General features: G+C 61.6%; 11 protein-coding genes. 3 read left to right on the top strand and 8 right to left on the bottom strand.

Annotated features, from left to right (window positions below; all coding sequences use genetic code 11):
• Position 1 precedes the first annotated feature (1 nt).
• Complete coding sequence (locus tag FHX15_RS10290) at positions 2-817, bottom strand: sulfurtransferase/chromate resistance protein (protein WP_184396365.1); 816 nt, start codon at positions 815-817, stop codon at positions 2-4.
• 389 nt (positions 818-1,206) lie between these two features.
• The gene (locus FHX15_RS10285) at positions 1,207-2,217 is read right to left on the bottom strand and encodes a zinc-dependent alcohol dehydrogenase family protein (protein ID WP_184396362.1); all 1,011 of its coding nucleotides are present in this window, start codon (positions 2,215-2,217) and stop codon (positions 1,207-1,209) included.
• Positions 2,218-2,314: 97 nt separating this feature from the next.
• Here FHX15_RS10285 and FHX15_RS10280 point away from each other — a divergent pair, with 97 nt between their 5' ends.
• Entirely contained in the window at positions 2,315-3,247 is a 933-nt protein-coding gene (locus tag FHX15_RS10280) for a LysR family transcriptional regulator (RefSeq protein WP_184396357.1), read from the top strand.
• 86 nt (positions 3,248-3,333) lie between these two features.
• Here the strand turns inward: FHX15_RS10280 and FHX15_RS10275 are convergent, their stop codons facing one another.
• The 5 genes from FHX15_RS10275 to FHX15_RS10255 form a co-directional block, all read right to left on the bottom strand.
• Entirely contained in the window at positions 3,334-4,656 is a 1,323-nt protein-coding gene (locus FHX15_RS10275) for an ATP-binding protein (protein ID WP_184396353.1), read from the bottom strand.
• Positions 4,653-5,330 (bottom strand): response regulator transcription factor, encoded by a 678-nt coding sequence (locus FHX15_RS10270; protein WP_184396350.1) that lies wholly within the window; start codon positions 5,328-5,330, stop codon positions 4,653-4,655. The genes FHX15_RS10275 and FHX15_RS10270 overlap by 4 nt, the downstream gene beginning before the upstream one ends.
• Entirely contained in the window at positions 5,327-5,893 is a 567-nt protein-coding gene (locus FHX15_RS10265; RefSeq protein ID WP_184396348.1) for a cytochrome b/b6 domain-containing protein, read from the bottom strand. Before FHX15_RS10265 ends, FHX15_RS10270 begins: the two co-directional genes overlap by 4 nt.
• 3 nt (positions 5,894-5,896) lie before the next feature.
• Positions 5,897-6,163, bottom strand: a complete 267-nt coding sequence (locus FHX15_RS10260) for a PepSY domain-containing protein (protein WP_184396346.1) — start codon at positions 6,161-6,163, stop codon at positions 5,897-5,899.
• Positions 6,164-6,261: 98 nt separating this feature from the next.
• Positions 6,262-6,621: an NIPSNAP family protein gene (locus FHX15_RS10255; RefSeq protein WP_184397155.1), complete on the bottom strand. Its 360-nt coding sequence runs from the start codon at positions 6,619-6,621 to the stop codon at positions 6,262-6,264.
• A gap of 59 nt (positions 6,622-6,680) precedes the next feature.
• On the opposite strand from FHX15_RS10255, the gene FHX15_RS10250 reads away from it, so the two are divergent.
• Positions 6,681-6,896, top strand: coding sequence for a hypothetical protein (locus FHX15_RS10250; protein WP_184396344.1), 216 nt, complete (start codon positions 6,681-6,683; stop codon positions 6,894-6,896).
• 200 nt (positions 6,897-7,096) lie between these two features.
• On the top strand, positions 7,097-7,801 hold the full coding sequence (locus FHX15_RS10245) for a DNA helicase (protein WP_184396342.1): 705 nt from the start codon (positions 7,097-7,099) through the stop codon (positions 7,799-7,801).
• Positions 7,802-7,871: 70 nt separating this feature from the next.
• Here the strand turns inward: FHX15_RS10245 and FHX15_RS10240 are convergent, their stop codons facing one another.
• The gene (locus FHX15_RS10240; RefSeq protein ID WP_312861813.1) at positions 7,872-10,784 is read right to left on the bottom strand and encodes an autotransporter outer membrane beta-barrel domain-containing protein; all 2,913 of its coding nucleotides are present in this window, start codon (positions 10,782-10,784) and stop codon (positions 7,872-7,874) included.
• Positions 10,785-11,450: the final 666 nt, after the last annotated feature.

Here is an 11,450-nt window from a genome sequence, read left to right as displayed (position 1 = left end):
GTCAGCTCCCCTTCTTCGCGGAAGGCCAGTTATGGGTTTCGTCCGTGGCATCGCGGCACCAGCGGTAGAAGGCATCATAGAGCAGCATGCCGGCATCCAGCTGCTTGAGGTCGTCGACGAACATACGCGACAGGCCGAGCGAGGCCGCCAGGAGCCCGGCCGCTTCGGGGGCAAGATCCGGCCGGGCGGTATCGGCGCCGCGAACGATGGTCGCGAGCCTCGACAGCGGCCCCGAAGCAAGGCCGAATTCCGCAACCATCACATCGAAGGTGCAGAGCTCGCCGCGATGGCTCCAGAAGACCTCTTCGATATCGAAGGGTACGGCGCCGAAGCGGTCGGCAACCGTCAAGACATCCGATGTCGGTACGAAGAGAAAGACGGCCGAAGGATCGACGAATCGCCGGATCAACCATGGGCAGGCGATACGGTCGATCTTCGGGCGCGCCCGCGTGACCCAGACGGTCCGTCCCTGCCGGTCGCGCGGCGGCAGCCGGTTGACGGGCACAGCTGCGCCGCCCGCGCCGATCCAGGCTTCGAATCCCCCTTCCAACACTTCCGCACTGCCGCCGGCATGCCGGATATGGGCGGCGACCCCGTGGCTGAGCTTGCCGCCCTTCTGGCAGACGACCACCACCGGGCCGGTGAGGCTGCCCGCCCATTCGGTGACATCGGTGTGGGATTTGCGGATCGAACCCGGCGGTAGCCTCGGATCGCGGGCGAAATCCTCCTCGATGCGCACATCGACGATGACAGGCGCATTGGGTACGCCGACGATACGGGCGAGTTTATCTGCAGATATTTCGAGAAATGACGGCATGACGCGTCCCTCCGTTGTTCGGTTTCAATGGACGCGATTCTTCGGCATGTCGCCTCGTGGGGTGATCGCAACCCCATATGGTTTTTATGCGCGCCGTCGTTTTTGGTGTCAAGCTGCGGCGGGTCTATGAAACGGCAGTTGGCAGCCGACCCAGCAGAGAATCCGCGCGTGCTGCGACGTCGACCTCGGGCAGGATCACGATCTCGCAGCCGATCTCGGGATAGTCACCCTTAACCGCTCATATCGGCAACCGCCTCTTCAAAACCGCGCCGCCGTTCGGGATCGTTGATATAGATCTCCGGCCAAGGCGGCGTAGGAAAACACCGTCTGGTGGACGCCGCGCGCGACGACGCCCAACCGTGATCGGCGTCGGGCTGTGGCAATCCCGCTCACCAGTCCAAACGGATCGCGAGCTTGCCGAGATGGCCCCCGGCCGCCAAGGCCGAATAGGCATCCGATAGTTCGCCAAGCTTGAACACATGGTCGACAACGGGTTCGATTCTATGGGCGGCGATGGCGGCTACGGCCTCGGCAAGGTTCGCCACCGACCCGGTGTTGTTCCCAACCACTCGGACCGCTTTCACGATCAATGGCATGAGGTCGACTTCGAGCTTGGAGCCCGTGACAAACCCGACGGTGTACACTACGCCCCCTTGGCGCACGGCGGCGAGCGACCGGGCAAAACTTGAGGCTCCGACCGTATCGAGTACCAGATCCGCCCCGACACCCCCGGTCAGCTTGAGAATAGCCGTCTCCCAATCCGGGTTGGTGCTGTAGTTGACCGTCTCGTCTGCACCGAGCGCTCGCGCTCGTTCGAGTTTCTCGTCCGAAGACGAGGTGATGATCACGCGACCGCCGCGCGCTTTCGCCAGCTGCAGTGCGAAGATGGAGACGCCGCCCGTGCCCAGCAGAGCAACGGTCGAGCCAGGTCCGATCTCACCGGTGGCAAGAGCGTTCCAGGCTGTCGTGGCGGTGATTGGCAGGGTCGCGATCGCCTCCCAGGACAGATGGTCGGGAGCCTTGACGAGCGTAGCCGCATCGACCGTGGCGAGCTCGACGAGCGAGCCGGGCCGGTCAACGCCCCGCATCGTCCGCGCTTGCAGTGCACTTGCGCGCCCCGCGTGCCAGAGGACCTTGGGGTGAAGGGCCACTCGATCGCCGGTGGACACGTTGATCACCTCGGGACCAACGGCGACGACCTCCCCCGCGCCATCGGCAACGGGGATGAGCGGGTAGCTGATGCCGGGATAAATCCCTTGGGCAACAGCAAGGTCTATGAAGTTCAGGCTTGCTGCGCGCATTCGCACGAGCGCTTGTCCTCTTCCCGGCGGTAAGGGTTCGTGTCCCTCGCGGCGTTTGAAGTTGTTCAGCCCTGCTTCAACCAATTCGACGTAATGCATGGTGGCTCCTTTTCGGCAGAAATTACCTTGCATCCGATACGTAATACTGCGAACGCCGGCTTGAACTGCTCGCCTACGCACTTTAAAACTGCGCATTATGCAGCAATCGACCACCAATCCCGATCTTGGTGACATCTCCGCCTTCGTGACGCTGGCGGAATGCGGATCTTTCGTCGCGGCGGGCCACAGACTGCATCGCAATCCGACGGCGGTATCGCGCAGGGTTCAATCGCTGGAGGCCCGGCTTGGCGTGCGACTGGCGGAACGCAGCACTCGAAAGGTCGTGCTGACCGAAGCCGGCCGCGAATATCTCGAGCGGATCAGACCGCTTCTCGAGGGTATTAAGGCCGCGGAACTCGAGACGGCCGCCCTTGAAGGCGAGCCGCGCGGCTGCATCAAGCTTGCATTGCCCTCGGCGTTCGGCCGCCGTTGGATCTCGCCACTGCTACCGCTATTCTTGCGCAAGCATCCGCTCGTTTCGATCGACGTGAGTTTTTCGAACACCTACGTTGACCTGATCGGCGAAGGTTATGACTTGGCCGTGCGTCTCGGAAGTCTTGCGGATTCACGGCTTATCGCGCGCAAGGTCGTCGACCGTCACCGCCTGCTCTGCGCCGCTCCTGCTTATCTTGAAGAAAGAGGAATGCCGCAGACGCCGGATGAACTCGTGAACCATGCATGTCTTCGGTTCACGGGAAAAGTGAACCCGCACGTCTGGGAGTTCATCGACGCCGAACGCCGTGAGCATGTTGTGCCAGTCTCGGGGCCGCTGGCGTCAGATGATGCTGAAGCCCTCGTGCAGGCGGGAATAGATGGCCTCGGGATCGTCTATGCCACCGATTGGCTGGTCGGGCGCGAACTTGCCGACGGACGCCTGGTTCGGGTCTTGCCCGATTGGTCGCTTCCCAATGAGGGAGGAATATATATCGTAACCCCCTCGACGGCAGGTTTGCCCACAAAGACGCGAGCCTTCGCAGACTGGATCGCCAGGCAGCTTGGTCGCGCACCGTGGTCGGACCCGTCGGCTTGAGTCGACGTCTGCGAGTAATATTGGGGCAACCTAGGCTATCGGACGACAAGCCGCTCGTTAAGGGATGCCGGCGTTGGCAGCGAGCCCTACGCGCCGATTTCCAGGTCGAAGACATGGCCCTGTCTGCCGGCAGAACGGCGAAGCGACCCCCGATGGATCGCGGCGATGCGCTCCACGATCTTGAGGCCGATCCCAAGGCCGTCGGCATGGGCAGCAATATCGGCACTCTGCCGGATGCCTGCCGGATGCCGGTCCGCGACACGGATCAGATTGTGGCTCACCTGCACGACGATATTGGTATGCGCAGGCGTGTGGCGAACAGCGTTGTCGATCAGGTTGCGCACCGCATCCTTCAGCAGGGCCGGCACACCCTGCACGATGGCCGTATCGACCTGTGCGGAGAGTTCCAGCGAGTGATCGTTCTCGTAGACCCAGGGAGCCAGCTGCTCGACGACATCGGATGAAAGCTCGACAAGGTCGATTTCCTCGAACATGCCGTGATCGAATGTATCGAGCCTCGCAAGCGCGGTGATCTGGCTGACGAAGCGCACGAGATCGTCGAGGTCCGCCTCCGCCTTGCGCGCCCGCGGATGGTCGATATGGCCAAGCTCCAGCTTGATCGCCGCAAGCGGTGTGCGAACCTCATGCGCAATGCCCGATGTCAGGATTTTCTGGGATCGCATCAGCTCGCCCACACGCGCGAACGCTCGGTTGACGGCTGCGGCGAGATGAGCGACTTCCCGCGGCATCTCGCCGAATTGCAGATGCGAGCGCGAATCCATCGGGTCCATGCGTTCCGCCGCCTCGGCCGCAATCCGCACCGGTTTCAGCGCCTGGCGCACGGAAAGCAGCGTGGCGCCGAGCACCAACACCAGCAGGATGCTCATCGGCACGATCATATGTTCGATCACCTCATTCCAGAAGACATCCGATATGACATCCTGGGGATCGCCCATCGTCGCAATATCGACGAAGAAGCGCTGCCCGCCGATCGTGAAGGCCCGCCCTCCGACCAGCGTCAGCGGCTTGCCCGGCGCAAGCGACCGCAGCCAGAAATCCGGCGGGTTCACATCGGGCGGCAGGAAGCGGCTTTCGCAGGCGGCATCGCAGGACTGGAAAACCAGGTCGCCGTCGGCCCCGCGGATACGCGCCACATAACCGGTCTGCGCCTGCCCATAGCGCCCTTCGACGCTGTCAGGAAGCCGGTAGCGGACGGTGTCATTCTCCTCCGCCGTAATGCCGGAGGCGAGCCGTTCGGTCTCCTGCTCCACGAACAGGCGCGAAAGCTCGCCGACATTCCAGTAATAGTCGGAGAAAATCACCGCGAGCTGCACCACCATGGCGAGCACCGCAAAGAAGGCGATCCGCCGCGTGAGAATTGCGCCCAATGTCGGCGATCTCAGGCTCACCCGCGCGCCTCCCGGATCATGTAGCCGACACCTCTCACGGTCTCGATCAGCGCCTTGGTCGGATGTCCGTCGAGCTTCTTGCGCAATCTCGAAACAGCAAGTTCCACGGCATTGCTGCTGCGCTCGTCGCCGAATTCCGAGAAGGCATGTTCGATCTTCGGCTTGGGCACCACCTGGCCGCCATTGCGCATCAACAGTTCGAGCAGACCCTTTTCGGAGGGCGCGAGCGCGATCTCGTCATTGCCGCATGTAACCCGCCGCGAAGCGATGTCGTATTGCAGAGCTGCGAATTCCAGAACCGGCATCGCGGTTGCCGGCGCGCGCCGGGTCAGCGCGCGGATGCGGGCGATCAGTTCGCCATTGTGAAAAGGTTTGACGAGATAGTCGTCGGCGCCGGCATCGAGCCCGGCGATGCGTTCGTCCACCGCGCCACGCGCCGTCAGTACCAGGACCGGCGTCTGAATCTTGGCGGCCCTGAGCGACCGCAGGAACGTGATCCCGTCCTCATCGGGCAGGCCGAGGTCGAGAAGCAACAGGTCGTAATCGGTTCCGTCAAGCGCAGCCCGCCCCTCCTGCGCAAAGGCAAAGGCATCGATCTTCCAGCCGGCATCGCGGATGGCTTCGCAAAGCAGCTCGCGAAGCCGGGAACTATCCTCGATCAGCAGTATCCTCATGTCCTCTTTCGACCTGTGACCATCGACCAGACGAGATTTTCCCTGTGTCTCCAGCTTTGGATGATGGCAGCGCCTGCATGGGCGAAGGCAAGCACCATGATACCGTTTGCAATGGTACCATGCAGTTCTTCCAGCCATTTCTCGCCCCAGAAGGCGTCGAGCGTCGTCATCCAGCCCGTCAGCGCCGTCGCCGCCAGCAACCCCATCAGGGTGAGCATCATAACCGATGCCAGCGGATTGTGACCAAGGTAACGTTTCTCGTTGCCATCGATCATATCAAAAATCTGGTCCCTCACCCTGCGCGGCGTCGGCACAAAATCGGAAAAGCGAGCGTGTTTTGTACCGACGAAACCCCAGAGAATGCGAATGACGATTGCCGCAGCCACGACATAACCCGTGATGCGGTGCCAATATTTGCCTTCTTCGAGAATGAAGAGATTCAGCATGCAGGCCGTAACGATGGTCCAGTGAAACAGCCTGACGACCGGGTCCCACACCCTGATCGTCCGGCGGGCGGTATCGGAGGGCTCGAGGCCCTCCTTCTTCGACGTGATGACCGTCATGGCTCAATCGCCCTTCTGGACGATCTCGCCGGAGACCGGGTTGAAATAGACCTCGGCCCGTTCGCCGTCTTTGTCCTTGCCGTAGATCTCGTAGCAATTGCCGGTGATCTCGAAGGTCTTGACCTTGTAGCCCATGGCGTCGATCTTTGCCTTCATCTCGGCCTCCGGCATCCACTTGGATTTCGGCTCCTTCGTGCAGCTCGGACTTGCGAACGCCAACGCTGGCGAGAGCGACAGGACGGTAAGAGCGGCGATCAGTTTCAGCTTCATGATTTGACCCTTTTGCTGCTGCCCCTTGTGGGCGACGGGCAGAGGGGTAGCGCGGCGAAGCTGTCTGTTTGCTGTCTGTGTCGGCAGCTGGCTGTTGTCTAATCGCCGCGCGGCAGCGGTCGCAGGAACAGCCTTTCGTAACTCTTGAACGGCGGATCGGCCCCGAAACGCGCATTGGCCGCAATACTGTCCGGATCGGCAGCAACACTGGCCCGGTAGTCGAGATAGGTCTGCTCATCCGGGAAGGTGAAGAGAGCGACGGCGATATTGCCTGCGCCATCCACGCCGGCGCCGGGAAAGCTCAAGCCCGCCCCTTCGGGCTTTTCGCGCGGCATGAAATAGCCGTGATGCGTTCCGCCATAGCGCTCGATCAGCTGGACCCAGATCTCGGCATAGGCTTCGAATTCCGCGCGTTTCCTGGGATCGAGGCGGTAGCGCACCTCGCATGTCACTGGCATGGTCGATTTCAAGGAAATTCCTCCCATGTCAGCATATAGCCTATCAGGGGATGCAAACCATGCCTACATTGCCGGATCTGAAGGAATTGCAGGAAACGCGGTTGCGCCTGGAGGCGAAATACCTCCCCGCTTCACCATTCCGCGAGAGCTATGAGCGGCTCTGTCGGCGCTTCGAGGAGGACCTCGCCGATGAACGGGACCGCCTGCTCAGCCGCTGTGCAAGCCTGATGCTCATCAGGTTCATTCAGGAGGATATTGCAGATGTAACGGATTGAATGCCGGTTCGAAGCATACAGTCCCGTCATTTCCAGCTTGTCGCGAATCGCAGCGCCGGTTACCTCTTGAGCAAGGCTCGACCCAAGCCTCCTCCCTCCATCCGGGAAGCATCGTCCATGCGGGGTAACCTACGACCGAACCATCTGTTCGAGCACCGCATAAGGAGGGGTTGCGTTTCCGGCTCGCAATGGAGGTTTGAATGAAACTGTCTCAACCCATCTATCAGTTGAAGCGCAAAGCGAAATCGCTGGCGCGGACCGATGCGATCCCGCTTCACCAGGCGCTGGACCGTATCGCACAGGACGAAGGCTTCTCCGCCTGGAGCCTGCTTTCCTCGCGGCACGAAACATCTGCGCCATCGATGCTGTCGCAACTATCAGACGGCGATCTGCTGCTGATCGCCGCCCGCCCTGGCCACGGCAAGACCCTAGTCGGCCTGCAGCTCCTGCTCGACGCCGTCAGGGAGGCGCGACGGGCGAGCTTCTTCACGCTCGAGTATACGAATGAGCAGACCATAAAGCGCATCCATACCCTGCCGGAAGGCAAAGCGCTCGGCGACCGGATCGAGATCGTCACCTCGGACGAGATCAGCGCCGATTACATCATGCTCCATCTCGCAGGCGTGCCCAAGCGGACGGTCGCGGTCATCGACTATCTGCAGATCCTCGACCAGCAGCGCAGCAAACCGAGCCTTTCCGAACAGGTTTCGGCCCTTCACACCTTCGCCCGGAACACCGGCACGGTGCTCGCCTTCATCTCGCAGATCGACCGATCCTTCGAGGCCGGTGGCAAGAACCTGCCTGATCTTCAGGATGTGCGGCTGCCGAACGAGCTTGATCTTGGCCTCTTCACCAAGGCCTGCTTCCTGCACGATCGCGAAGTCCGGCTGCAGCACGTCGCCTGAAACGTAAAGCCAAGGTCGGTGCCTGTCCAAGCGCCGGCGCTCGGCACGATCTCGCCAGAAGTCCCTGTAATCACCACTTCACATTGAAGGTGAGCTTGCCGCCGATTGAGTAGCTGTCGCCAAAGTCCTGGAGGCTGGTGCGTGCGAATGCTTCGCCGTTGATGGAATAGCGCTCGTCCGACCAGCTATAGGAACCGCCCAGGCCCAATCCGCCCCACAGCGCCCGGTTCTCGCTGACGAGCCTCGTTCCCGAGACGTCGACATCCGATCCGTCGAGGAAATCGTAGTAGAGATTGGCGATGCCATAAACGCCCGAGCGGCTTGTCCGGCCTGCGCCATCCTTCCATTGATCGTCATAATCGGCGGAGAGCCCGAGACGGCCGACCAGAGCATCGCCGTCGCCCAGCGATACCGCGGCGCTGTAGGGATCTGTAAAATCGTCGAAACGCACGGAAGAGTAGGAGAGCTGGGCCTGCGGCGTCAGCGACCATTGCGGACCAAGGCCGATCTTCTGTCCTGCCTCGATACTGAATGCGTAGCCGAAGCCGCTGTTGCCGTTTGCCAGCGTCCTGTTCAGGGTGTCGGAACGAAGATCGCTGTCATACCAGGTCAGTTGCCCTTGAGCATCGACGTAGAGGCCGCAATTGCCGTACCAGGTCAGCGTGCCGCCAAGGCCATAGCCTGTCGTGTCAATGTCCCCTCTGCCGAACAGCGAGGATACATCTGCGGAAACCGTACCGTATTGCACGCTGACACCGCCAATCAGCGTGCCGGCTGCGCCCTCGGCCAACGCCCCGTCCACGCCTGTCTGCAGCTTCCAGACGTTCGCACCGTAGTCGGTGCCGGTTGTCGATGTCCCCGGTTCCAGATGGTTGTGCGAAGCCTCGATCCGTCCCCAGATGCCCCGCGCCCTCGCGCCCTCGTCGTTGGCATCGACCGAAACGCCGCCCATCCAGGAGCGCCCGCCGGTGCGCTGCTGGAGGGTGCCGAGCTGATTGAAGCTCTGCAGGACACCCGCATAGGCCTCGTAGAGCGGCACGCCCGGTGCATAAAGCGGAGATGTGCCGACGGTCGGATCGTTGATCAGATGCGACCGAAGATACCAGTCGCCGTCGCCGGGCGTGCTGACGCCCCCCTTGTAGAGCCGATACGCATAGGCACCGCCGACGACCGCCTGGTCGCCCTGGAAGACGTAGTTGCCCAAAAGCGAAAAGGTGCCGTTGGAGGCTCCGCCGACATCGACGACCTTGATGCCTTCTACTGTCTGCGCACCGCCGCCGCCGACATTGATGACCTTGAGATTGGTGCTGCCCGACGTATTGCCGGTAACGACCAGCCGGTCGGTGGCCGAGGCATCGTTCCCCAGCACCGTCTCGATCTCCAGCGTGCCACCATTGCCGGCATAATTGCCGCTGATCGTCAGTGTGCCGATCGAATTGCCGGGGGCGATGATGCCGGCGTTGCCGATATCGCCCACGATCATGCCGTAGCCCTGCAATCGGCCGCCGGCAAGCACGTCGAGCGGCCCTGTGAGCGTAGCCGAGGCATGCGCGGCGTCGCCGACGACGAACGTCCCGCCCGACACGGAGGCGCCGCTCGAGGCGGTGCCGGCGCCGTTGAGGATCAGCCTGCCGCCATTGACGGCAAGCGTGTTGGTAGCAAAGCTGCCGTCGATCTCGGCCGACCCCGAGTTCATCGCGACGCTGTTCACGCCACCGATGCTGTAAGGCGAGCCATAGGTGAAGCTGTTGCTGGTGCCGAGATCGAAGCTCAGCGCGGTGTTGCCGCCGCCGTTGATATTGCCGTTGATGGCGCCGCCGGTGATGTCGAGCATATTGCTGGCGGCGCTGAGGTTGACGTTGCCGGTCACAGTGCCGGCCGTGGTGATTGCGGCCGCGCCGCCGGTCTGGCTGAGAGCGATACCAGAGGCTCCGGCGTTGACGACGGCACCGGGGCCGATAGCGATCGTGCCGCCCGAGGCAGCCGCGGCATGGATGGCGGCGCCCGTGCCCGAACCGCCGGTTACCGTGCCGCCGGTCAGGCCGATGTTGTAAGTCCCCGTACCCTTGTTGTTAGCGAAGAGGCCATCGCCGCTGCCGTTGTTCGTGACGGTGCCGCCGCTCATGGCGATGCTGGCTGTGCCTGTGCCGGCGGCATTATTGACCACCGCGTTCAGAACGGAATTGGCACCGCCTTGGACCGTGACCGTACCAGCTGTCATTGTAATGCCGGCGCTGCCGCGCTCCGACTGGCTCAGCACGCCCGTGCCCGAAGCTGTCATCATCGTACCGCCGCTGATGGCGACGCCGGCGGCGCCGGAAGAGGCGGCGTTAGTGATGATGGCGCGCATGGCAGTGCCCGTGGTGGAGCTGACCAAGCCGCCGTTCATCGTGACGGTGGCATTGCCCGTACCGGCATTCTGGGCGCTCACGCCTTGGCCTCCCCCTGTATTGCTGGCCTGCCCGCCATTGAGGGTGATCAAGGCATTGCCACTGTTAGTGGCGTTGGTGATGCTCGAAAGAAGTGCGCCGGGAAGAGGACTGCTGCCGCTCGCTATAACGGTGCCGGTGTCCATCCGGATGATGGTGCTGCCGCCGGTTCCCGAATTCACCGCACCAACGCCGTTCGACAAAGTACCACTCGTTTGAATCGATTGGAACATGAGCGCATTGATGACGATGTCATTGGTACTCGAACCGCTGACGAAGACAGCGCCCTGGCCAGTCGTCGCCTTCACGGCGACCAAAGCAGGATTGTTGAGTGTCAGGGTCAGGCTGCTTGTAACCGAATAGCTGATACCCGGCGAGGGATAATTGTTCCCCGCGCAAGTGACCGCGCCGGCGACCGGCGCGCCGCATTCATTGGCCGCCTCGGCCGCGTCGTGCGCCCCAGTCAGCAGCGCGAAAGCCAAGGCGATCGTGGAAATCGACATTCGCTTCGTCACGAATCGCTTGCCCGCCGCAGCCGGTTTTGATCGCACCACCTTCATCTCCTGGAAACGTTTACGACTCTAGGCACCAGATTCTTCTCAGTCGTCAATTTATGCAATTCGAGATTTATCAACGAGCCTGAATGATTTCAGGTGTGATGGAAGCGCAAAAAAAGATAATGCTTTGATTGCAATTAGTTAAGACAACCTTAAGGCCCGCACTTAACGGAACACCGCCAATCCAGCAATTGGTTTGGATAAAAGAACTCTCGCATAAGCTGATTTTTTTAAGACTGCTCCGCGGGCAGCGGCTTAAGACAAGACAATAGTTCCGGACTTTATTTGAATCGTCTTCTGCCACGCCCTCAGCATAAGTTGCGTAAATGCCGCAATCCCGCAGTTCATATGCTCGAACTGTAACCTGTCACTCCCTTTCGGCCAGATCATCTGCTATCCATTCGCCCGAAGAGCATGGGCGCATCGAGGGTGACTTTGCCTAAGTAAGAACCGGTCTCAATCCAGTTTCACCTGTACGGCCTGGCGGCGACAGCTGCCGGCGTATGAATGCGTTCATCGGGTGGTGGCGAGAGACCGGTTTGGCATTGTTCTCAATGTGCCAGTGCAGCTCCGCTGTCTCTGCTCTTCAACCACCCCAAGGCATCGCCACGCCGCGCCCTCAAGGCATTTCTCTCGCGCCATCTTGGTGAACTTCCGAATGGA

Source organism: Rhizobium sp. BK650 (assembly GCF_014195325.1).
Taxonomy (GTDB): Bacteria; Pseudomonadota; Alphaproteobacteria; order Rhizobiales; family Rhizobiaceae; genus Rhizobium.
This window is presented reverse-complemented; position numbering and strand designations above follow the sequence as displayed.